The organism is Psychrobacter okhotskensis, assembly GCF_965638355.1.
In the GTDB taxonomy this organism is placed as follows: Bacteria; Pseudomonadota; Gammaproteobacteria; order Pseudomonadales; family Moraxellaceae; genus Psychrobacter; species Psychrobacter okhotskensis.
The window spans coordinates 205527-227995 of the sequence record NZ_OZ281822.1 but is presented as its reverse complement, the minus strand read 5'-3'; the positions used below and the strand labels follow the sequence as shown (position 1 = coordinate 227995).

The 22469-nt window shown below is 43.2% G+C and carries 20 protein-coding genes; 7 read left to right on the top strand and 13 right to left on the bottom strand.

The genetic code is table 11. The features are described 5' to 3' along the window. Window positions 1-84 precede the first annotated feature (84 nt). Complete coding sequence (locus tag ACSUPM_RS00940; RefSeq protein ID WP_025651109.1) at window positions 85-378, top strand: 4a-hydroxytetrahydrobiopterin dehydratase; 294 nt, start codon at window positions 85-87, stop codon at window positions 376-378. Window positions 379-513: 135 nt separating this feature from the next. On the opposite strand, the gene ACSUPM_RS00935 is transcribed toward ACSUPM_RS00940, so the two are convergent. Further along, complete coding sequence (locus ACSUPM_RS00935) at window positions 514-669, bottom strand: DUF1328 domain-containing protein (RefSeq protein ID WP_201566274.1); 156 nt, start codon at window positions 667-669, stop codon at window positions 514-516. Window positions 670-1265: 596 nt separating this feature from the next. Between ACSUPM_RS00935 and ACSUPM_RS00930 the strand changes: the two genes are divergently transcribed. From ACSUPM_RS00930 to ACSUPM_RS00920, 3 genes are all read left to right on the top strand, one after another. After that, window positions 1266-2570 (top strand): saccharopine dehydrogenase family protein, encoded by a 1305-nt coding sequence (locus tag ACSUPM_RS00930; RefSeq protein ID WP_201582494.1) that lies wholly within the window; start codon window positions 1266-1268, stop codon window positions 2568-2570. Between the two features lie 608 nt (window positions 2571-3178). Then, window positions 3179-4015, top strand: a complete 837-nt coding sequence (locus ACSUPM_RS00925; protein ID WP_173239579.1) for a hypothetical protein — start codon at window positions 3179-3181, stop codon at window positions 4013-4015. Window positions 4016-4554: 539 nt separating this feature from the next. Beyond that, on the top strand, window positions 4555-4983 hold the full coding sequence (locus ACSUPM_RS00920; RefSeq protein ID WP_201582495.1) for a hypothetical protein: 429 nt from the start codon (window positions 4555-4557) through the stop codon (window positions 4981-4983). Between the two features lie 341 nt (window positions 4984-5324). On the opposite strand, the gene ACSUPM_RS00915 is transcribed toward ACSUPM_RS00920, so the two are convergent. Further along, the gene (locus ACSUPM_RS00915) at window positions 5325-7874 is read right to left on the bottom strand and encodes a Tex family protein (RefSeq protein WP_101212163.1); all 2550 of its coding nucleotides are present in this window, start codon (window positions 7872-7874) and stop codon (window positions 5325-5327) included. A 361-nt stretch (window positions 7875-8235) separates the two neighbouring features. Between ACSUPM_RS00915 and ompR the strand changes: the two genes are divergently transcribed. Next, on the top strand, window positions 8236-8994 hold the full coding sequence (ompR, locus tag ACSUPM_RS00910; RefSeq protein WP_025651114.1) for an osmolarity response regulator transcription factor OmpR: 759 nt from the start codon (window positions 8236-8238) through the stop codon (window positions 8992-8994). 55 nt (window positions 8995-9049) lie between these two features. Next, window positions 9050-10255, top strand: coding sequence for a CobW family GTP-binding protein (locus tag ACSUPM_RS00905; RefSeq protein ID WP_051395056.1), 1206 nt, complete (start codon window positions 9050-9052; stop codon window positions 10253-10255). A 109-nt stretch (window positions 10256-10364) separates the two neighbouring features. Here ACSUPM_RS00905 and ACSUPM_RS00900 read toward each other — a convergent pair whose 3' ends face one another. From ACSUPM_RS00900 to ubiG, 5 genes are all read right to left on the bottom strand, one after another. Next, window positions 10365-10631: a DksA/TraR family C4-type zinc finger protein gene (locus ACSUPM_RS00900; protein ID WP_025651115.1), complete on the bottom strand. Its 267-nt coding sequence runs from the start codon at window positions 10629-10631 to the stop codon at window positions 10365-10367. A 177-nt stretch (window positions 10632-10808) separates the two neighbouring features. Further along, on the bottom strand, window positions 10809-11603 hold the full coding sequence (locus ACSUPM_RS00895) for a substrate-binding domain-containing protein (RefSeq protein ID WP_025651116.1): 795 nt from the start codon (window positions 11601-11603) through the stop codon (window positions 10809-10811). 242 nt (window positions 11604-11845) lie between these two features. Then, window positions 11846-12682 (bottom strand): YciK family oxidoreductase, encoded by an 837-nt coding sequence (locus tag ACSUPM_RS00890; protein WP_025651118.1) that lies wholly within the window; start codon window positions 12680-12682, stop codon window positions 11846-11848. Window positions 12683-12843: 161 nt separating this feature from the next. Further along, complete coding sequence (locus tag ACSUPM_RS00885; RefSeq protein ID WP_436880094.1) at window positions 12844-13554, bottom strand: HAD family hydrolase; 711 nt, start codon at window positions 13552-13554, stop codon at window positions 12844-12846. Between the two features lie 71 nt (window positions 13555-13625). Further along, entirely contained in the window at window positions 13626-14444 is an 819-nt protein-coding gene (gene ubiG / locus ACSUPM_RS00880; RefSeq protein WP_436880306.1) for a bifunctional 2-polyprenyl-6-hydroxyphenol methylase/3-demethylubiquinol 3-O-methyltransferase UbiG, read from the bottom strand. Window positions 14445-14942: 498 nt separating this feature from the next. Between ubiG and ACSUPM_RS00875 the strand changes: the two genes are divergently transcribed. Beyond that, window positions 14943-15563, top strand: a complete 621-nt coding sequence (locus ACSUPM_RS00875; protein ID WP_101212159.1) for a thiol:disulfide interchange protein DsbA/DsbL — start codon at window positions 14943-14945, stop codon at window positions 15561-15563. A 229-nt stretch (window positions 15564-15792) separates the two neighbouring features. Here the strand turns inward: ACSUPM_RS00875 and yjgA are convergent, their stop codons facing one another. The 6 genes from yjgA to pcnB form a co-directional block, all read right to left on the bottom strand. Further along, a complete protein-coding gene (gene yjgA, locus ACSUPM_RS00870) occupies window positions 15793-16305 on the bottom strand; it encodes a ribosome biogenesis factor YjgA (protein WP_101212158.1) in 513 nt (170 codons plus the stop codon). Between the two features lie 52 nt (window positions 16306-16357). Next, complete coding sequence (gene rapZ, locus ACSUPM_RS00865) at window positions 16358-17281, bottom strand: RNase adapter RapZ (protein ID WP_037024744.1); 924 nt, start codon at window positions 17279-17281, stop codon at window positions 16358-16360. A gap of 118 nt (window positions 17282-17399) precedes the next feature. Beyond that, window positions 17400-18299 carry a pantoate--beta-alanine ligase gene (gene panC / locus ACSUPM_RS00860; RefSeq protein WP_436880093.1) on the bottom strand — a complete coding sequence of 300 codons (900 nt, stop codon included), beginning with the start codon at window positions 18297-18299 and terminating at the stop codon, window positions 17400-17402. Window positions 18300-18363: 64 nt separating this feature from the next. Beyond that, window positions 18364-19164, bottom strand: coding sequence for a 3-methyl-2-oxobutanoate hydroxymethyltransferase (panB, locus tag ACSUPM_RS00855; protein WP_173239583.1), 801 nt, complete (start codon window positions 19162-19164; stop codon window positions 18364-18366). A 237-nt stretch (window positions 19165-19401) separates the two neighbouring features. Next, the gene (folK, locus tag ACSUPM_RS00850; RefSeq protein WP_173239584.1) at window positions 19402-19968 is read right to left on the bottom strand and encodes a 2-amino-4-hydroxy-6-hydroxymethyldihydropteridine diphosphokinase; all 567 of its coding nucleotides are present in this window, start codon (window positions 19966-19968) and stop codon (window positions 19402-19404) included. A gap of 67 nt (window positions 19969-20035) precedes the next feature. Next, complete coding sequence (gene pcnB / locus ACSUPM_RS00845) at window positions 20036-22444, bottom strand: polynucleotide adenylyltransferase PcnB (protein ID WP_436880092.1); 2409 nt, start codon at window positions 22442-22444, stop codon at window positions 20036-20038. Window positions 22445-22469 lie beyond the last annotated feature (25 nt).

Genomic DNA, 22469 nt, shown 5'->3' with positions numbered 1-22469 from the left:
TTAGAATTTTTATCAATCCATTAAATAATGAAAGTTAATAAAAACTCGACCAAATCATCCAACATAATAATAAGGGAGACCACCATGAGTAGTTTATCTGACAAACAAATTGACTTACAGCTAGAAGACTTAGCTGGCTGGCAGCGTGACGGCAACAGCATTATTAAAAGCTATGAATTTAATGACTTTATTGAGGCCATCAGTTTTATGAACCAAGCCGCATTTCATGCCGAAGCGCTCGAACATCACCCTGAATGGCACAATGTTTATAATGTTGTAGACGTACGCCTAACCACGCATGATACGGGCGGTATCACCAGTCTTGATATTCGTTTGGCCAAACGAATGGAACATATTATTCAACCCAAACGCTTGTAATACATTTGGACGTATTCTTTATTAAGTCATGTTCATTGACTCAATATGTGAAGCAAAAAAATTAGTAAATAATTTCCATAAAAAAAGTCCTCAATTGAGGACTTTTTCATGGAAATTATTTAGGTAAGATTGTCATTAAGTTCTACGACTGACAAACGCCACAATAACTAATATTACAGCTACTATTAAGAATACATAAGCTATTTCCTTAGTTAAACCGGCAATATTACCGAAACCTAGGAAACTTGCTAATACTGCGATTACTGCAAATATAATAGCCCAACGAAACATAACCTTCTCCTCAATAATTATCAAAAATCAGATAAAAGGACAAATATCAGACCTAAAAAATGATCCTTGCTAATATTCGTCTTACTTCATCTAATGTCCATTTAAGTTGTTGTTTTTTTAATACTATTTACAACTGTGTATGGGGATAGATTAGCAATATTTTTCGCCAAAAAACGTTCATTTTAGTAATAATGTCGGTAGGTTATGTAATCTTTGTAGCAAATCTTAATATTTAGACATTTTTGCTTGGCTTTGCAGCACTTATGTGTAGAGATGGTGAGGTATCACTCAACTCCGAGCATTTTCACCCTATAATTTACTATAAACCATGACAGTTCACACTAACTGGTTCCTACTTACCATTACTATGCCTTAGAATAGATTGACGACTTAGAATCCATTTAACGATATGTAAATATGGATCTTTTTTTATTCCCATCACTCATTTATAGTCGCTTCAATCTAAAAATGGTACGAAGCCATCGAATGCAGATGTATAGACCCTACTTCAAGCAAGGTTAATGCTATAACACTTTTATAACGGATCGGCTCTAGCATTAAATTATGCAGAAAAACACTTATTAAGGATAATAAATATGGCTAATAATATGGATACGTCAAAGAATACGAATGCAGCAGATGATAATAAACAAACCAACAGTAACCAGCGCCCTTACGCCATTATTTTATACGGAGCGACCAGTTTTGTTGGACAGATTACTGCTCATTATTTAACAAGCTTTTTGTCTAATGCCAAAAATAAGGATGGCTCTAACGTCACGTGGGCGATAGCGGGTCGTGACGAAGACAAGCTTAACGAATTACAGTCCAAGCTTGAGAGCAAAGTAGATATTATTATCGCTAATAGTAAAGACGCTGCTAGCCTAGATGAGATGACCAAGCAGGCGCAAGTCATCATCTCAACCGTTGGCCCTTACTTAAGATATGGCGAGGCGTTGGTCAAATCTTGCGCCGAAAATGGCACTGATTATGTCGACCTTACCGGTGAAGCCATCTTTATTAAAGATATGATGGACAAATACCAAGAGACCGCTGAGCAAAGCGGTGCTCGTATCGTCAATTCCTGTGGCTTCGACTCTATTCCGTCAGATTTAGGCGTTTATTTTACCCAGCAGCAGGCAGAAGCTCAGTTCGATAGCACTTGTGATGTCATTCATATGCGCGTAAAAGCGGCGAAAGGTGGCTTATCTGGTGGTACGGTTGCCTCAATGGCGACTATTTTTGAAGAAGTAGGAAAAGATAAATCACGTCGTAAGCAAGTGGCAAACCCTTATCTGCTCAATGATGATAAAGATGCGCCTAGCGTGCGCCAAGCCAATGTCAGTAAGCCAGAATACGATAATGAGCACAAACGCTGGTTGGCCCCGTTTGTAATGGCAAGCATCAACACTCGTATTGTACATCGCAGCAACCAACTGCTTGGCTACAAATATGGTCGCGACTTTAAGTATGACGAAGCGATGTGGATGAAAGATGGGGTAAAAGGCAAACTGTCAAGTTATGCACTGAGCGCTGGACTGTTAGGATTTGCCACCGCGATGATGATTAAGCCAAGCCGCGAATTGCTGTCCAAGCATGTCTTACCAAAAGCTGGCTCTGGGCCGTCGAAGTCTGACCAAGATAACGGTTACTACGATATTCGTCTCTTTGGAAAAACTGCCAATAAAGACACCATCAACACCAAAGTAACGGGCGATAAAGATCCTGGTTATGGCAGTACGTCACGCATGCTGGCACAAGCAGCCTTATGCTTAGCGCAAGATATTAGCAAAGATGATGTCGGTGGCGGGTTTTGGACGCCAGCAGCCGCGATGGGTGATAAGCTGCTAACACGTTTAGAAGCGCATGCAGGTCTTAGCTTTGAGGTAGTCGATGGTTAGCCTTTACAGATGACACTTAACAAACTGTCAATAAACGAAGACTAAAATCTGAATAGCCGTATTTTTAATGATCGTATTTTTAATAACCGTATCTTGGTAACAAGGTACGGTTTTTTTATGGACAAACTCTTTAAAATTTTCAAGCAGATGTTAATGAATAATAATAACGTACATTTTTGGTGAACAATGTTGCCAGTTTTCTCTTTTTTTATACATTACGCTACACATCCTTAGCCTGATGTCACAGCCATGTCTTAGCAACTGACGTAGTATTAAAAACGTTAAAATAAAAAACTAAAGCAGAAACGTCGAATCAAAAATTATGACGTTATTTATTAAAAACTAATTCGTTTTACTAGGGTGTGTCTTCATTTTAAAAATGGTCATAAAAGTGAGATAAACTGCCGTCAAACGAGGAAAATAGTGCAAATAATATCGGGACATTAATCAGCTATTTGACGATGTTTGGCAAAATTTAGCCATTTTTAGCCCATTCAGATACAAGCGCTTGAATTGAGGACACGCCCTAATAACTTGATATAAAAATAAGCCATATAAGAAATAATACTAATTCAAACACATTTATTAATCATTAAAAGGATGTAACCATGAAATTGAATATATTGACCGTTGCTGTTATTACATCAGGTCTAACCATGCTTGCGAGCCATGCAAATGCTGCAATGACAACCGATAATCACGGTAACGTAGGCTATGACAGTTACGACGAATGCGTCACTGCTGTCCAAGATGGCTCAGCCAAGTTTTATAGCCCTTATACCTATCAAAACCCCAAACGCCAAGCTGGTGAAGCCTCTGTCAAAAAGATGCGCTTATCTGAAGTCATGATTCCACAGAGTGTCGTCGACAGCAATAACTTAAATGCTAACAATTATTCAGCAGGTGCTTGTGATTTAGGCGTGGGACAATCGAATGGTCGCTATGGCGTATCCGGCGCTTTGGTCGGCAAATATGTTGCTATCGCCGCTGATATGCCAGTCAACGTCTACATGGATAAAAACGGCAATCCTGTGCGTTTAAGTATGCAACAGTGCGACAATCATTTTGGCGCCAAGTTCCCTACACCAATTATGTCTGAAGCTGTGGAAAGTGAAGCGTTAGAAGCGGAAGTTGCCATTACTGAAGAGCGTAGTATAGAACCCGTTATTATCGAAACGACTCGTGTTATTCGTCCTGCTAAATATAAAGTAAAAGAAGTCATCATCGCACCACAAGATCAAATTAAACGCGTTAATACAGCAAATGGTACGGCCATTGCGGTAGAAGATGCTGGGCGTACTGTAATCGTTGGCGAGGTAGCAGATGCTGAAGTGATTGATAATACTGAAATCAGTCAGACCTTCCCTGTCATCCGCGTTCCTGATAGCGATTTACAGCAGCGCGTTATCGATCCCAATACTGGTAGATATGTCATCGTTGAATAATTTTTTTACAAAAAAAATCTTGGATGCAAGTAAATTATATTCTTATAGTTGATTTAATTTAAAAGTAGTACAAGGCCACCGAGTGTAGATGTATATTTAGTACTTCAAACGAGGTTAACGCAGTAATACTTTTATAGTGGAATGACTATATTTAATAGTCACTGTGTTTAAAGCTAAGGTAAAGAAACTTTATATATTTGCCTGACAATAAGAATACAATAGTTGCACAAAGTCACCTGCGAGCGCACGTCTGTTAGATTTTTAATCTATGTACTACTGAAATAATAATCGCTTAGTTGCTATTCTCTTGCTTAGAGTTTTATTAGATTATTTTATAAAACTCTTTATCCACACCAATCATGATAATCAACAAATGGTTATCATGATTTTGTTTTATCTACACATTGAATGTTAAATATATTAAATATATAGATTCAAAATACACCATTAATTTGTGCTATACGAAATCATGCAAATAAGCGTCAAGTTTGAAATACTTTGAGCTGACGCTATGAGAATGCAAACTGAGGAATAAACTGATGAAAAACCGTACTCTACCTTTATCATTACTGATTGGCGCTATGCTCACTATTCCAAGCTTGGCTATGGCTGCACCTGCTGATACTGCACAAGCAGATATGCAAAATGCTGCTACTACCACACTTGAGACTGAAGCTGAAAATTCAGCCAATGTATCAGTACCAAATCCATCTAACTCGGTTCAGATTAACGAAACCCAGCGCATCTCAAGAGCAAGCGTAAATAGCAACGCCACTCAACAACAGATGGCTCCTGAGCAACAGGCACAACAACAGGCTATGCAGCAAGCGCAACAACAAGCCATGCAAGATTCAGAAGAAGCAATGCCACAAAAAGACCTACAAGAAGATATGTCACAGGAATATATGCTAGATGAAGAATCAATGCTGGAAGAAGAAGCTTCGTCAGAATCACAAGAAGAGCTATAACAAACTCCCCAAGAAGCAACAGAAAATCTATAATACGGTATAAGCGCTTCTGCTAACTGATAAAAGCAGTAATATTTATTTACTACAGCACCTTAGAGTCTGTTGAACGAATCTTTAAATATTAGACTGCTGATATCAATTTTTCTTGCTTGCTGTGCCTGCGCAGACAGAGGCGACAAAAAATTGATATCAGCAATACCGTCGTGTTTTTAAAAAATTTTGACTATAGCTAAAGTATTTGTCAAATATATTTCCAATAAAAAGGCAGCCTAATGGCTGCCTTTTTTATTGGTTATTTCTGTTAATTATTTAGAACTAACTTAAGAAACTGACCAAACCCATTACTTCTTAGTTTTAGTGACGCCTGCTTCTTGCAACAATGCACCCAATGTACCCATTTTGCTAGGTGCTTCTACTTTTTCAGCTTTAGGCGCTTTGCTGCGGTTATTGGCGCTGTCTTTATCTTGACGATTACCGCGCGGTTTTGACGGACGCTTATCCGCTGATGGACGGCTGTTATTTGGGCGATTGCTATTTGCCTGATTACTACGTGGACGACTGGCTTTCTCATCATTATCTGTACCTTCTGCAGTCGACTTCGCTGCTGGACGCGCGGGCTTTTCAGATTCAGGCTTCATACTAAAACCAATGCGACCACGCTTTTCGTCGATAGAGATGACACGCACTGAGACAATATCGCCCGGCTTGACGCGATTCATCGGATCGGCAACGAAGTCATTGGCCATCTGTGAGATATGCACGAGACCATCTTGATGGACACCGACATCAACGAAGCAACCAAAGGCTGTCACGTTAGTAACCACACCTTCTAGCTGCATGCCTTCGCTTAAATCTTTAATGCTATTAACGTCTTCACGGAAGTTAGCCGTTTTAAACTCAGGACGTGGGTCACGTGCAGGCTTGGCAAGCTCTTCGATGATAGCTTTGACACTGATATTATCATCATTTGCCGCTAGTGCAGTGGTGTCGAGCGTGTTTAGTACACCGTCGTTACCGATGACTTCTGGCAATGCTTTACCGGTTTGCGCCAGTAAGCTATCGACCAGCGCATAGCTTTCTGGATGCACACCAGTCGCGTCAAGTGGATTACTACCACCATGTATGCGTAAGAAGCCTGCTGCCTGCTCAAAGGTCTTAGCACCTAAACGCGGAACGTTTTTGAGCGCCTCACGGCTATCAAATGCGCCGTGCTCTTTACGATAAGTGACGATTTGCTGGGCGACATTTTTATTCAAACCCGCAATATGCGCCAAGATAGCAGGACTTGCCGTATTCACATCAACCCCAACCGCGTTCACGCTATCTTGGGTCACTTTATCCAAGCTATCAGCCAACTGGTTTTGGTTGACATCATGTTGATATTGACCAACACCAATGGCTTTTGGATCTACTTTGACCAGCTCTGATAACGGATCTTGCAAGCGACGAGCGATAGAAACCGCACCGCGTACAGATACGTCTAAATTACCAAGCTCATCAGTGGCCAGCTCACTGGCTGAATAGACAGAAGCGCCTGATTCATTAACGATAACCGCTTTGGCTTTTAATTCAGAATTGGCGGCCAAAATCTCTTTAATCATCGCATCTGTTTCACGGCTCGCCGTACCGTTACCGATAGCGACTAGATCGACGTTGTAAGTACTTAATAATTCATCAATGACTTTTTTGGCTTCATCCATCTTATTATCAGGGGCGAATGGATAAACGGTTGCGACGACAGGCTTGTCTTCGCTGTCTAGCATGACATGGCCTTGGGCATCGACAATCGCCATTTTAACGCCATGGCGGATGCCGGGATCCACACCTAAAATCACTTTACGACCAGCAGGTGCTGACATGAGTAAATGCTGTAAATTATTGGCAAACACATCAATCGCGTCAGCTTCAGCAGTTAGGCGTTTTTCCGTCAATAAGCGATGCTCGATATGCGGACGCCATTTTTCTTTCCATAAGCTACTAGCGGCTTCTGTTAAAAACTCACGGCGCGCGTCAGGTGCTTTGGCATTAACATCGAAATGCTTGATAGTTTTTTCGATAAAGGGGGCATCTTCGCCTTCGATTTTGAGACCCAAAACATTCTCTTGGCGACCACGTAGCATTGCTAATAAACGATGGTTTGGCAGACGCGCAAGGCTTTCACTATGTTCAAAATAATCTTTGAATTTCTCACCGACTTCGCGTTTTTCTTCGCTAGCAACCGCAGATACGATACTCGCCGTTTTGGCAAAACCACTACGTAAATTATCTAGCAAGTCTAGTGCTTGTGTCCACTCATCAACGATGATGGCTTGCACGCCCGCCAATTGCTTATCGATATCGCTAAAGTCGACTTCAATCTCGTTACCGCTGTCGTCAGAGATGCTAGATGGCGCTTGATAGTCAGCCAGTGCCTCTGTTGGGGTAATCTCTTGCGTCAGTACCGCCTGAGCAGCAACGTCGAGACCAGCAGCACGTGCTTTGGCAGCTGGTGAACGGCGACGTGGACGATAAGGCAAGTAGATGTCTTCAAGCTCAAGCTTGGACGTCGCGTTATCGATACGCGTCTGTAGCTCGTCAGTCAAATTGCCCTGCGTGCTGAGCAGCTCAGTAATTTTGAGGCGACGCGTTGCCATGTCGCGCTCATAATTGAGAGACTTCTCTAAAGCACGCAGCTGCGCATCGTCAAGGTTTTGGGTTTTTTCTTTGCGGTAACGCGCAATGAAAGGAACGGTCGCGCCTTCATCGTAAAGTTTGACAAACGCATTGACTTGAGCAGTCTTAATGCCAAGCGCGCGAGCAAGCTTGTCGTGAATATTCGCGTGTGTGGTTGCATCCAAAACCTGTGCATTTGTCGAGGTTTGAGATGGCGTTAAGGTATCAGTGCTACTCATAGACGTATCAATCGTTGATAAATGGTGTTTGGCATTATAGCAAAAGCTGCATGAATAAAAATCCTTTTTATCTTTTCCTTATTTATCTGCTGTTTTCTACCCTAAATTGGCTGCTATGCTAAGTTCTGTAGCCTTGTTAAACAAACGCATACAGCATTTATGCCGATGGGTGATGCAATTGGCGGTGCAATCTTATACACTAAAGTATCAATAGCGCAAATATTACTACGCGCTGGAATATTGAACAAAAGTCTTTAATTTTACGAGGTTTCATTAATACCTAATAGATTAATGATTAAATAACGACAACGTTTTTGCTGAAACTTTCTACTAATAATAATTTTTATAAGAGGATGCCTGTATGCCTGATAATAACAGCCCCGATACTTTAACTCAGCGTATCTTAGTGGTCGATGATGATGCTCGTCTGCGTTCTTTATTACAACGCTTTCTAGAAGATGATGGCTTCGTCGTTCGTACTGCCCATGATGGCAGTCAGATGGATAAGTTGATGCAACGCGAGCTTTTCTCTTTAGTCGTACTGGATTTGATGCTACCGGGCGAAGATGGCATTAGTATCTGTAAGCGGCTGCGTGAAGACAATGGCGATATTCCAATCATCATGCTGACGGCCAAAGGTGGCGACGCCGATCGTATCGCTGGTCTTGAAGCGGGTGCGGATGATTATCTGCCTAAACCCTTTAATCCAAAAGAGCTGCTTGCTCGTATCAAAGCCGTATTACGTCGTCAAAATCGCGAGCTACCGGGTGCACCAAGTCATCAGCTAGAAGTGGTTGAATTTGGTCCATGGACGCTTGATTTATCGACTCGTACGCTTAAACGTGATGGCAATGTAGTTACCTTAACGACCGGTGAATTTTCAGTATTAAAAGCATTGGTTCAGCATCCACGTGAGCCATTAACTCGCGATAAATTGATGAATCTTGCCCGTGGTCGTGAATGGGGTGCGATGGAGCGTTCTATCGATGTACAAGTCTCACGCCTACGCCGCCTCATTGAAGACAACCCGTCACAAGCGCGTTACATCCAAACCGTTTGGGGTGTAGGCTATGTGTTCGTTCCTGACGAAGCTGAAGTTGAAACAGCAAAAAGTGAATAGTATTTACTTTATAGTTGCTGCTTTACACCCACTTATGACGATAGTTTAGACGACAATGGCTTTGACCACATCTACCATGATTCAAAACATACCCTGCACCTTGGTGACAGGGTTTTTGGGTGCGGGTAAAACTACCGTCATCAACCAGCTACTCTCTAGCAAGCCCGCCGATGAGCGCTGGGCTCTATTGATTAACGAGTTTGGACGTATTGGCATTGATGGCGCGCTGCTAGCAAGCGCACAAGAGAACAACGTTGATACAGGCAGCATTGCCATTCGCGAGGTCAGTGGTGGCTGTATTTGTTGCACCAGTCAGCTGCCCCTACAGATTGCGATTACCCGCCTGCTTAGCGATCATCGTCCGCAGCGCCTTATTATAGAACCCACCGGATTGGCACACCCACGCGAGTTGATACAACAACTGAGCGCGCCACATTGGCAAACAGCACTCAATATGCAGGCTGTAATAACGGTGCTAAGTGGCGGGCAATGGCAACAACAAAAGTATCGCTCGCACGATGGTTTTCAAGCGCATGTCCGTGACGCTGATGTCTTGGTGATCAATCGCTATATGCAGCTGAGTGAAAATGAGAGGCAAGCGTTACAAGAATGGATAACACGGCTCAATCCTGACGTGACCACTATCTGGACAGAATCTGAGCCTCACACCGTGGATGATCGCTCAAATAAGATAACTGCTTTGAATACCGCCTTATCAATGCTGATAGCACAGCTGACCAAACCAAGCCATACCATCTCTCGGCAACGCGCTACCAATAAAAGCCAGCCTAATCAGATTCGCATTTCCTTACAGCCACTTACTAGACAGCCACTTACTGGCTTGATGTCTAATCAAGCTATACAAAACAATGAAAGTCATGACGGCATAGCGGCAGATACTGAGCTCCCCTACCGCTATCACGAACAACAACAAGACATGCTGTTAGGGGGCTGGCGCTTGCCTGCACATTACGTATTTAACGCTGATGGTTTACAAGAATGGTTGTTAAAATTGCCCAACTGGCAACGTATTAAAGGCATGGTTCATACCTCTGACGGCTGGTTAAAGATTAACTTTACACCTGACAGCTTGACTATCACCACGACGAGCGCCCACATCGATAGCCGATTAGAAGTCATTTTGCAGACCGATAATGATTTGCCGATAGACAACGTTAGGTCAACCATCAGTCTTAGTAAAGATGATTGGCAGGCTTATGACCAGCAGCTGATGGCGCTGGTGCTTGAAGACAGACTCTAGTTACCTATAAAAAGACTACCTTTCAAAAAATGCCACACTCACAAAAAAGACCACCGTTGCTAAGTAAAATAGCAACGGTGGTCTTTTTTTATTGATTCGCTTTTACAAATTAGCGCAATTGGCTGTCTTTACTGCCGCGACGATTAAACAGCTCAGCTGCTCTCGCCTCTTGTTCAAGCTCGCTTTGGCAACTGACACAATGCTGTACACCCGGTAAAGCTAGGCGCCGCGCTTCTGGAATAGGATTGCCACATTCATCACAGAACTCTGCACTCTCCCCTTTCGGTAGCGCACTGCGTACTCTGTCTAGAGCATCATTGACCGTTGCATCCATCTGTTCGTGCTCAGCACCATCTCTTGACCAGCCACCTGCCATAATCCCATCCTATTTATTTTTTAATGATCATTGCTTTATAGATAAATTCTTTAATAACAAATAGATGGGGTGGTTATTGCTAATTACAATATGCAAATAACAAATGTGTTTGAACGATTAGTGAGAATTATATTTAGGGTATTTACTTTTTAAGAGTGTATGCCTAAAACCTTCTACTCAGCGTTGCCACCCTTCTGTTTTCATGATTTTTTGTCCTTTTTTAGTGATTAAAAAGTTAAGAAAATCTTTTGTTTGAGGATCAGCTTTTGGTGATACAACGATGTTTAAATCACGCCAGATAGCTCGATCCTTATCTATACTAACCATGTCCATATCTTTGGAATTATTAAGCGGCCAATTCGGCCAAGTTATCCAAGCATCTGCTTTTTCATCTTTAAATGCTTTAAAACTGGCTCCAGATCCTAAAGAATACGCTACTATATTATCTCGAAAACGAGCAATATCGTTTAAGCTTCCTTTGCGTCCTGCGAGATCCTCCCAAACTCCAGTACCCGAAGTGTTATATGTTCCTTTACCTTCGGTCACAACTATTTTAATCCCCTTAGCTAATAAATCATCAAAGCTACGTATATTTTTAGGATTTCCTTTTTGTACAGCTATGATTGCTGGTCGGATATAAATGGGTTCAACTTTTTCATGATCAAAAGTTTCGTATGTCTCAAGAAATGCAGTCATTGATTGCTCAGAAGTTCCCCACAGAGCATCGGCATCAGCTTGAGCGTCAGCCGACCATTTGTCTTCAGGTCCTGCTATTAATTCTACCTTGGTACCACCTTGCTTTTCCCAGACATCTGCCACTTTTCTTAAAGCGGTATGTGGGCCACCTGCTCCATACAGCTTTATGACACCATCCTGAGGATTGTGCTCGATGGAAGGATCAAAAAGCGTGGTTTGCGCAAAAGCTGAAGTACAACTTAGCAGCACACATGCAGCAGCAATGGACTTATTCATAAGTATTATCCTAAGTAAAAATCATTGGTAGTTTTGACAAAAAACAGAGTCGTATTTACTATAAAACAGATATCTTGCTGTTGGTATATATTTTTTGTAGCTTCTATTAGCACATCAAGCAACTAAAGAAAATTTATACCAGTTTCGCATCCTAGTACGACGCATCTATTTCATTTAGTATCAACTATAGCTACCCAAATTACTTTTACGCTTTGTATTCATGCAAGTTTAAGTAACACCTCTTAATCTTTTGGCTGTAGCTCAACCACTTGCCCGCGTACACCAATACTTTCGTTACTCATCAAGCAGACGTAGGCTGACATGATGTCTTCCGGCGTTTTTAAACTCATGGGATTTTCTCCTGGATAAGCATGAGCGCGCATATTGGTACGCGTTCCACCAGGATTGATACAGTTAAACCGCAAATTCGTGGTATTTTGCGTCTCTTGAGTAAAGATATCACTCATCCCTTCGACGGCTTGCTTGGAGAGTGCATAAGCGCCCCAAAATGCACGAGGATGGGTACCAACCGTGCTAGACGTAAAGACAATAGAGCCATGATCAGCATCTTTTAATAGCGGTAACAACGCTTGCGTGAGCATAAAAGTCGCCGTAAAATTGACCTTCATCACTTGGGCAAAGATATCGACGTCATACATCTCAAGCGGCGTCAATTGCCCAAGCATGCCAGCATTATGTAAGATACCATCGAGCTGACCCACTTCTTTATTAATCAGGCCTTCTAACTGCTGCATATCTGCGTAAGTTGCGCCTTCTAAATTCATCGGTAGCATGGCTGGCTGCTTGCCACCCAAGCTCTCAATCTCATCATAGACGTATTCAAGTTTGCTACTTGTGCGACCCAATAATAGTACCGTAGCACCATAACGGGCGTAGGTTAAAGCGGCGACGCGCCCAATACCATCACCTGCCCCTGTGACCAAGATAGTCTTGCCGTCTAAACAGTCAACAGGTGGCACAAACTGACGAATATCGTCGTGCGTTAAAGGCTGTCTAGGATTTTGCGCGGCTGCTTGATGATTCTGCTCGGTCGCTGACTGTTTAACATTGTCACTCATAGTATGACTCACTGCGTATTATTTATTATTAGAGGTATTTGCGTTCAAAAGCGTTTATTTTCAGAGATGCGCGTTTACGAGCAAATATTTAAGATTACATATTTATAAGATATTTGCTTGTAAATGCTTTTTTATGACTGATTTATTGATAAGTGTTTTAGTTATAAATACTCAAACTTACCAGAAGACAGTAATAGCTTATTCAACTGCTCAGGGGTATCCGTAATATAATCAGCGCCCCACTTCTTAAGGTTTTTTTTATCTTCTGGCGGAATATAGCCATAAGCGGCCAAAATCGTTGACATACCAGCGGCATTGCCAGCATCGATATCGCGTATATGATCGCCTACATAGAGCACGCAACCAGCAGCGCCGCGTGGGATACCAAGTTTTTCTAATGCCATATACATCGGCTCTGGATCAGGCTTAGGGCGCGATACATCTTCAGGACAGACCAAGGCAGCACAGCGCTCATCCAACTGCATTTTCTGTAACAGCCGCTCTGCTAGATAACGTGGCTTATTAGTAACAATACCCCAAGGCACACCTTTTTGCTCAAGCATGGTCAGGACCTCTTCTAGCTCGCTAAACACACAGCTGTCTACACAAATCTCTGCTTCATAATCATCTAAAAACTGCTGGCGAAAGCCAAGTAAAGCTTCTTCGCTGACACTGTCTTGACCGTTTTGATGCAGCATAAGCTTGACCATGGCTGACGCACCAGCAGAGACTTGCTCTCGAATAAGTGCTTCAGGTGGGGCTTGCCAATCATTTTCGCGGCTCATTTTAACAATAATCCGTACGAAGTCGGCAGCGGTATCGATTAGCGTCCCATCAAGGTCAAATAAAACGGCTTTGACGAATTGGCTCATAAGGCATACTCTTTTAATTGGTGAGGTGTTTGGCGCATTAATGATGGGACAGTAGGCAATTAGTTAAGCTATTAAGCCATTGGTTTTTGTACCGCTATCATATAGTTGACATCGACATTTTGTGCCAGCCAATAGCGCTTAGTCAGTGGATTATAATGTAGTCCGGTAATATCTTGGCGCGTAAATCCAGCAGTAACCGCCATCTTATCAAGCTCAGCAGGCGTGATAAATTTGGCATAGTCATGGGTGCCACGATCCAGTAAACGCAATACGTATTCGGCGCCCACGATAGCAAACAGATATGACTTAGGATTGCGGTTAATCGTCGATAGCACACAAACACCACCAGGCGCTAATAGGGCAAAACAAGCTTGCACAATCGAGCTTGGATCAGGCACATGCTCAAGCATTTCCATACAGGTCACCACATCAAATTGACCCGCATGGGTTTTGGCCAAATCTTCTACTGGGATATGCTGATAGCGAAGCGTCTTGTCTAAACCACTTTGCTCTGCATGAATCGTCGCCGCCTTTAGGTTTTCAGTCCCTAGGTCGATACCGGTCACATCAGCACCGCGACGTGCCATCGATTCAGATAATATGCCACCGCCGCAACCGACATCGAGCACTTTTTTGCCCGTCAATCCCATCTCTGCAGTCTTATTAGCGTTTGTACTATCATCGCTATTTTGATAGCCGCGCTTAACATTTTCTTCTATCCAGTTCAGGCGCAGTGGGTTGATTTCATGCAAGGTCGCAAACGCGCCCGTATTACTCCACCATTCGCTCGCCAGTTTATTGAACTTGTCGACTTCGCTAGGATCTACATTTATCGTGGCAGCCGTATCGTTAGAAATAGTATCATTAGAAATAGTATCATTAGCAACAATATTAGCAGTATCGAAACGGCTGTTCGCTTGATCATTCAAAGCAGGCGAAGAAGATAAAGCTGAGCTCATAGCGTTTTCCTTTAGAGTTATTATCGGATACAGTACAGAATTATACCCTTAATATTAGCATGCGAGCGCCAATTTTGTCGTGAGTACATCGTCACCGATTGTGAGTAAAAGCAGAAAATACTTACATATCATGTCTATAGCGCAGTGCTAACTTGATGGTAACCGATATCTAAAAAGCCTCTTTGCAAACGTTATATGATAAAATTTTTAGTCATAAGAGTCATAGGTACTGTTAAGTAAGATACCTTAAATAATAGCTCACAGCTTTACAACCGTTAGTTAAGAATCGGGTTCACAACCATACCTGTTTTACGTTATTATAGTCGGTACTCTGATATAAGTTGATTATACTAGACGCTTTGTCATTTATATTATCAAACCTATAGAAACTCCTAAAAACTCTCAGCCTCTACCCCTCAAGGAAAAAGTATGAAACGTGTCATTGCATTGACTGGTCTGACTTTTGCTATTGGAATAGCCAGCATGGGCGCCCAAGCAGCCGATTATGTCGCCGGAAAAGACTATCGCGTGCTAGACAATCCAGAAAAAATCACTGGTGATGCTATTATTGTCCGTGAGTTTTTTTGGTATGGTTGCCCGCACTGTAACGCGCTTAATCCTCATATGGAAAAATGGGCAAAAAATAAAGACAAAGATGTGGCTTTCTTCAAAACTCCAGCAGCGCTCAACCCTGTTTGGGAAGCCAGTGCCCGTGGTTTTTATGCCGCTCAGCTGTTAGGCTATGAAAACAAAACCCATGATGCGCTCTTTGATGCGATTCATAAAGATGGCAAAAAGCTGTTTGATCAAGCCTCATTAAGCAAATGGTACGCAGCCCAAGGCGTTGACCAAAAGAAATTCAACAGCCTTTATAACTCATTTGCTGTAGGTACCAAAATCGGTCGCTCACAAGCAGGCGCTAAGCGCTATCAGCTGTCTGGTGTACCAGCCGTTGTGGTACAAGGCAAATATGTCGTCACTGGTGAAGATGCCAAAGTACCTAAAGTGGTTGATTACTTAGTTGATAAAGCACGTGCCGAGAAAAAATAAGCGTTAATTATATTTAATTAAACCGTATTAACGCTGCACTAAAAAAGCCAATCATTAACGATTGGCTTTTTTGTATTTGCATTTTGATAAGCTTATTTTTCAGTACAGTTATTAGTAGTTGTGCAGATAATCGCTATGCTGTTATTGGTATAGTGAGTGAAAAGTAATATAGAAACATCTACACTCGGTTGTCTTGTACTACTTTTAAATTGAATCAACTATAGAATAACTAGCCTTTTAAATCCGATAAGATGGTCACTTCGCGGATATAGCTGGCCAAATCTGCTTTAGACTCCAGCATCAGCTCATCATCCTGCGTGTGCTTGGCGTATTCAATCCAAAGCAATAATTGATACAGGCTATTACGCTCAGAGACTTTATATTGTTTGACAAACTGCTTTAGCGTGCCTTCGTCATTGATATTTAGACGTTCAGACCAGCTTTCTATTTTAGAGACTTGTTCTTTTGGAAAGTAAGCATCGAATAAGGCTTTTACCAATTCATGGCGGTTTTCTTCGCTGATCAATTTACCGACGCGCTTGGTCTGTCTAATACGCGCATTGGCACTGGTAATGTCTGCTAATGCCATCAACTCCGCCATAAAATAATCACTGGCTGGCAAGTTTTTGAGCTGTTTTTTCGATAAGCTGGCGAGGGGTATCGATAATTGTTGCAAGCGCTCATGGGATTTTTTGAGTTCTGTGCGCGAGACGCGCATATCATGTTCTGACCAGTCAATCATAAAAGCGTTCCAAAATAATAAAATGAATAGATTCTTTAGCCATTGATAATCACTACCAACGACTTTTTTCGCGATGTTTCGCTACAACTTTCACGCCTTGCGGCATTGCAGCAGCCAGACGTCGCTGTAAGATATCGGTAATAAATACGGAGCGGTGCTTACCGCCCGTGCAGCCAATCGCTACTGTCACCGTATGGCGGTTATTGTGTAAAAAGTCGGGCAGCCAACGACTTAAAAATTTATCGAGATCATCGGTCATCTCAGCCACTTCTGGATAATCTGCAAAGAATGCGTCGACTTCAGAGTCAAGACCAGTCAAGGCGCGTAGCTCAGGATTCCAGTGTGGATTTGGCAAAATCCTAACATCAAATATAAAGTCAGCATCCACTGGGTTACCGTACTTAAAGCCAAAAGACAGCAAATTAATGACAATTTGATTGTCCATACCGACATAAGCACGCAGTGTGTCTTTGAGCTGATGGATATTCAGCATACTAGTATCAATTTTGATATCGGCATGGCTGGCAATAGGTTCTAACAGCTCGACCTCTTTTTTGATCGCGGCCGGTAGATTAAAAGCAATATGCCGAGCATTATCACTGTCAATATCTTGTGACATTAACGGATGGACACGGCGCGTCGCATTAAAGCGTGCGACCAAAGTGCTCTCTTGCGCGGTCACATATAGCACTTCAACAGCTTGCTTACCATAAGTCTGTTTTAGGATAGCATGGGTCGCTGCAAAGTTAGACAAATCAGCGCGCGGCGTCCGAATATCCACACCAAGGGCGATACGCTTAATACCACTATCGCTGACCAGTTTCTTAGCAGCATCAGGCACTAACGACAAGGGTAGATTATCAATAGAATAATAACCCAAATCTTCTAAGATATTTAATACAGACGTTTTACCCGAGCCGGAACGACCCGATACGACTAAAATACTTAGCCGCTCATCGTTCGGGGCAGCAAGCATTTTCTGCTCTGCTTTCTCGTTGCTTTTACTGTTTTTTTTACTGTCGCTTTTATCGTTACTGGCATCCATGATCCGTTACCCTGTCCATTGCATCCGTCAAATTACTGTGTCATAACGGTTAATGTACCGTTACTACTTGGTTGTCCAACAAGCGTGCCCGCCCTAGCCAAGCCGCGACGAGGATAATCAAATTCTCGTTTTCCACATTAAAAACTTCGGCATCATTAATGACCGATTTCAGCGCATCTGTTTTTACTTCTAGATAGTCAATGTTGAAGCCAGCGTTACTAATACGCTGAGACGTCTCTGCAAGTAACGCTTCAAATTCTGGCATACTCAGTTTATTACTCATTAACTGCTGTGCTAGACGTTGCAGCTCTGCATGAAGCACGGGGGCTGTTTCTCGCTCAGCTGCGCTCAAGTATTGATTGCGCGAAGATAGCGCCAAGCCGTCAGCAGCACGCACAATAGGCGCACCAACAATCTCAATGGGATAGCTTAAATCACGCACCAGTTGCTTAATGATGGCTAATTGCTGGTAATCTTTTTGTCCAAATACTGTCACACCAGGTTGCACGATATTAAATAACTTGGAGACAACAATGCCCACACCATCAAAGTGCCCAGGGCGCGATTGACCACATAATTGCGTGGTAATGCCGCCAGCAAGAACAGAGGTCGGTGGCGGCATTACTGGGTACATCTCAGCGATACTTGGGGCAAAGACATAGTCCGTACCAACTGTTGCTAGCTTGGCGACATCTTCATCTAATGTGCGTGGATAACTCTCAAAGTCCTCTCCTTCCCCAAACTGGGTAGGATTGACAAAAATACTTACCACCACGATATCGGCATGCTGTTTAGCAATGCTGACCAGCTCAAGATGACCTTCATGCAGGTTGCCCATCGTTGGTACTAAGGCAATACGCTGAGCGCTATCTGGCTTATCATTTCTTTGACCACGATAAGGCTGTAGCGCGGCGCGCAACTCTGAAATCTGCTGATAAATGATTGGCATCGTTAAATATTCTTCTACTGATAATCGTAAAAACCAAAAGACTTATTAATACTAGCGCTACAGACTAGCTAAATTGGTGCTGCTCTGTTGGGAAACTGCCTTCGCGTACCGACTGCTGATAAAGGGCAAAGGCGCCTTCAATACTGCGCGCACTGTTACGCTCATCAGTTAAAAAGTCATGGACAAAGCGCGGCACGCGTCCATGCACCATACCCAGCATGTCATGCATGACCAACACTTGACCATCCGTATCTGCACCAGCGCCAATGCCAATCACCGGTGCTGTAACCGCTTCTGTTACGGCTTTGGCGAGCTCAGCAGGCACACATTCTAATACGAGCAAGGCAGCGCCTGCAGCAACGACCGCTTTGGCGTCCGCCAGCAACTTATCAGCCGCTTCATCACCGCGACCTTGGATTTTATAGCCGCCAAAAACGTTGACCGATTGCGGAGTCAAGCCAAGATGGACACAAGTAGGCGTGCCTGCTTGCGCTAAGGTCGTGACCAAATCACAAAGCTCACTACCACCTTCAATCTTTATGACATGCGCGCCTGCTTGCATCAACTTGCGACTATTAGCGATCGCTTCTGGCAACGTCACATAACTCATAAATGGTAGGTCAGCTAAAATCAGAGCATGCTGATTACTACGGGCAATATTGGCTGTATGATAAGCCATATCATCAACGGTCACGGGCAACGTTGAGTCGTGGCCTTGTACGACCATACCCAAGCTATCACCAATCAAAATAGTATCGATCTGTGCCTTGTCCATCATGCGTGCAAACATCGAGTCATAGCACGTTAAGCAAGTAAACTTGGTGCCTTCTCTTTTGAATTTTTTTAAAGTAGATAACGTCGTCATATGATTCTCAATTAATCTGCAATGCCTTTATTTATCAATGTTTCTAATTATCAATATTTCTAATTATCAATATCTTTAATTATCAATGTTTCTAATTATCAATATCTTTAATTATCAATATCTTTAATTATCAATATCTTTAATTATCAATGTCTCTAATTATCAATGTTTCTAATTATCAATATCTTTAATTATCAACACTTCTAATCATCATCGTGCCTGTGATTAGAAGCATTATCAGTCGCTCGATAATAATTGTAAGCCTGTCCGATCATGACTTTGCGGATAGCTGTCTATCGGTTTTCCCGCAATCGTCAGCTTTGGCGCGAGCTCTCGCAGCGGTATCAGGACAAAATTACGCTCAAGCAGTCCAGCGTGCGGTATGGTCAGCTGCGGCTCCGCAAGTTGTATGTCGCCATACAATAAGATATCAACGTCCAAACTACGCTCACCCCAATGACGTAAGCGTGCCCGCTTAGCGTGCTCTTCTAGCTGCTGGCAAAATGCAAGCAACTCAAAAGGCGGCAATATTGTCTTAAAACCAGCGACAGCATTAACAAAGTCGGGCTGGTCTTGTGGCCCCATAGGCGCTGAGGCATAAAATGAGGATACTCGAACCTCACGTATTTGCTCATGCTCTCGCAACCCTTGCAATGCCTGCTGTAAGTGCTCTACCGGCGAGCCTAACTCATTGGTTAGATTGCTACCTAAGCCCACATAACAGCTAACCCAAGTCGCCTTGTCCGTCTCGTCAGGTGTTTTATTATGACACTTAGCACTTTTATTAAAGTGATTTTTTATCATGAGCACTTTACTCTAAAACCTGCGGTCCATCACCATCATCAATATCGGTTAAGGTCGTTTATCAATACTAGACATTATCGGTACTGGGCTGACGACGACGGCGTTTCGATGGTACAGGGCCTTTATTATCAGTTACTTTATTATCAGTTACTTTAGTGTCAGTTGCCTTATTGCCATTAACCTTGTCACTTGCTTTACTAGTAACTGTCTTGCTATTGACAGACTTTGACCCTGTCGTTTTAGCTGATCTCTTAGCTTTCGCAGGCGTAGTCGCTTTATTAGTCGCTTTATTAGTTCCTGTCTTGTTTTCTGGCGAAGCTTCTACATGCTCTACCGTTTTCTCAGCTTTAGTATTAGCATTACTAGCAGGTTGAGCAGCTGGCTTAGGCGCTTTCTTCGCGTATTTCTTAGCAGTTTGTCCGTTATCGCTAGTTGGCGACTTTTCTGCCGTGCTTGCACTATTATCAACGTCTACCGTAGGCTCACGGCGACGACGCTTATGCGGTATCGGCTCGTTATTCATACTGACTAGCGCCGGTGACCTTGCCACCGAACGGGTCGGATAACTATTGGCTGCAGGTGACGTAACCTCTGGTTGTTTATCCTTAGGTTGCTGAGCCTTATTTGAGCGATCAGCTTTACCATCAGCTTTACCATCAGCTTTACCATCAGCTTTACCATCAGCTTTACTATCAAAATTAGCATTCTGACTAGGTAGATCTTTCTCAGCTGTTGGACTCGACATCACTGCTTTTTTCTGCACGGACTCTTGACGAGGCTTAGGCTTATCAGCACTTGCTAGCTGCTTTTGTAATGGCGGCACGACTTTTTCATGCTCGATCACAAACAATGGCGCAGGCTTGGAATGATGGCGCTTATTTGCCGCTCGGTTACCGCTACTAGCAAGAGACAACTGCTGTAGCTGAGCAAGCTCATTACTGTCTTGTTTGACCTGCTGCGCGTTATAACCTGTGTCTTTACTGCTGTCAGATTGCTTAGCAGCTGTAGACTGGCTGGCGGCCCGGCGACGACGTGATGGGATATTTGACGCATCGTTCACCATGTTCTGCTCATTGCCATTTTTTTCAAGGCCATGCTTTTCAAGGCCATGCTTTTCAGTGCTGCCATTGGCTTTGCTACGCTTAGTGTTTTGTTGATTAGATACCGACTCATCGGCTGTATTTGATTCTGGCTTTTGACGATTACGTCCGCGTCCACCACGCTGCCCTTTTTTATAGGCGCCGCGACGAATATTTTCATCAAACTCATCAATCGCTTGTTCCTGCTCTGATACAGACAAGGTTTGATAAGTTTGCCACCAGTCGCCCATGTCGTTGGTCGATTCTGATAATGGATGCTCAGCATCACCGCACTGCTCACGCAATAATAAAAAGTCAAAGCCTGCACGGAAGCGAGGATGCTCAGAGAGCTGGACGATTTGCTTGCTACGCGGGGCTGCAAGTTTTGGCTGCAATATCCAAATATCACGGATAAATTGCTCAGCAAATTTAGGAATAGCGGTTTTAATACGTTGACGGTCAATGACCTTGCCAGCCGCATGCATCTGCGCTTCAGCAAATGGCATATTGCGCTTTTTAGCTTTTTCTAACTGATGCAGATAGTTTTCCCATAATATGGCTGCATAGAAAAATGCTGGATTGATACTTTTGCCCGCTGCAATGCGTTTGTCAGTATTAATGGCCACTTGTTTCACTAAAGCGCTAGGCTCAGAAGGCGGATAAATAATTAAACTATCAATCGCGCCCGACTCAAATAATAGCGGTAATAATGGCACCAAATAACCACCGGTAAACATCTTTTGCGTTTCATCATAGAGGCGATGCGGTGATATTTGCTCAAGCAGCGCCCAGTTACCATCATGAAACTGATCGGCTAACTCGTCATCAAACTCAAAACCGAGCTTGGCTTTAAAACGTAACGCCCGCAATAGTCTTACCGGATCTTCTTCGATACGAACGGGTGCATGGCCTAATAGGCGAATGATTCTATTATCAATGTCTTCAAGCGCACCGCAAAAATCATGCACCACACCTTTTAGTGGCTGATAATAAAGCGCATTGATCGAAAAATCACGACGAGAGAAGTCTTGTTGGATATCGCCCCAAACGTTATCACGCAGAATCATACCGTCTTGATTGGTGGTACCACTGCTGGTGGGCGGACCACGAAAGGTAGCGACTTCGATCAGCTCACGACCTGAATACACATGCGCCAACTGAAAGCGGCGACCGATAATGCGGCAGCGCTTACCAAAGACGTCTTTGATCTCATGCGGCTTGGCATCAGTGACAGCGTCAAAGTCTTTTGGGCGCAAACCCAATAAAGTGTCACGCACACCGCCGCCGACGATATAGGCGTCAAACCCTGCTCGGGTTAAGGTGGCAATTACTTCAGTAATGGAATTGGGTAATTCAGATTTATTCAGTTCTAACTGCTTGGCGGCACGCTCGGCCATGCATCTACTCCTCGCCGGTATTCTT

Coding starts and splice junctions, on each gene's coding strand:
- ACSUPM_RS00890 (WP_025651118.1), bottom strand. CDS start 12,682: ATGAGTGACAATGTTAAACAGTCAGCGACCGAGCAGAATCATCAAGCA.
- ompR (WP_025651114.1), top strand. CDS start 8,236: ATGCCTGATAATAACAGCCCCGATACTTTAACTCAGCGTATCTTAGTG.
- pcnB (WP_436880092.1), bottom strand. CDS start 22,444: ATGGCCGAGCGTGCCGCCAAGCAGTTAGAACTGAATAAATCTGAATTA.
- ACSUPM_RS00875 (WP_101212159.1), top strand. CDS start 14,943: ATGAAACGTGTCATTGCATTGACTGGTCTGACTTTTGCTATTGGAATA.
- ACSUPM_RS00935 (WP_201566274.1), bottom strand. CDS start 669: ATGTTTCGTTGGGCTATTATATTTGCAGTAATCGCAGTATTAGCAAGT.
- ACSUPM_RS00900 (WP_025651115.1), bottom strand. CDS start 10,631: ATGGCAGGTGGCTGGTCAAGAGATGGTGCTGAGCACGAACAGATGGAT.
- ACSUPM_RS00885 (WP_436880094.1), bottom strand. CDS start 13,554: ATGAGCCAATTCGTCAAAGCCGTTTTATTTGACCTTGATGGGACGCTA.
- yjgA (WP_101212158.1), bottom strand. CDS start 16,305: ATGATTGACTGGTCAGAACATGATATGCGCGTCTCGCGCACAGAACTC.
- ACSUPM_RS00940 (WP_025651109.1), top strand. CDS start 85: ATGAGTAGTTTATCTGACAAACAAATTGACTTACAGCTAGAAGACTTA.
- ACSUPM_RS00930 (WP_201582494.1), top strand. CDS start 1,266: ATGGCTAATAATATGGATACGTCAAAGAATACGAATGCAGCAGATGAT.
- rapZ (WP_037024744.1), bottom strand. CDS start 17,281: ATGCTTGCTGCCCCGAACGATGAGCGGCTAAGTATTTTAGTCGTATCG.
- panB (WP_173239583.1), bottom strand. CDS start 19,164: ATGACGACGTTATCTACTTTAAAAAAATTCAAAAGAGAAGGCACCAAG.
- ACSUPM_RS00895 (WP_025651116.1), bottom strand. CDS start 11,603: ATGAATAAGTCCATTGCTGCTGCATGTGTGCTGCTAAGTTGTACTTCA.
- ACSUPM_RS00915 (WP_101212163.1), bottom strand. CDS start 7,874: ATGAGTAGCACTGATACCTTAACGCCATCTCAAACCTCGACAAATGCA.
- panC (WP_436880093.1), bottom strand. CDS start 18,299: ATGCCAATCATTTATCAGCAGATTTCAGAGTTGCGCGCCGCGCTACAG.
- folK (WP_173239584.1), bottom strand. CDS start 19,968: ATGATAAAAAATCACTTTAATAAAAGTGCTAAGTGTCATAATAAAACA.
- ACSUPM_RS00920 (WP_201582495.1), top strand. CDS start 4,555: ATGAAAAACCGTACTCTACCTTTATCATTACTGATTGGCGCTATGCTC.
- ACSUPM_RS00925 (WP_173239579.1), top strand. CDS start 3,179: ATGAAATTGAATATATTGACCGTTGCTGTTATTACATCAGGTCTAACC.
- ACSUPM_RS00905 (WP_051395056.1), top strand. CDS start 9,050: ATGGCTTTGACCACATCTACCATGATTCAAAACATACCCTGCACCTTG.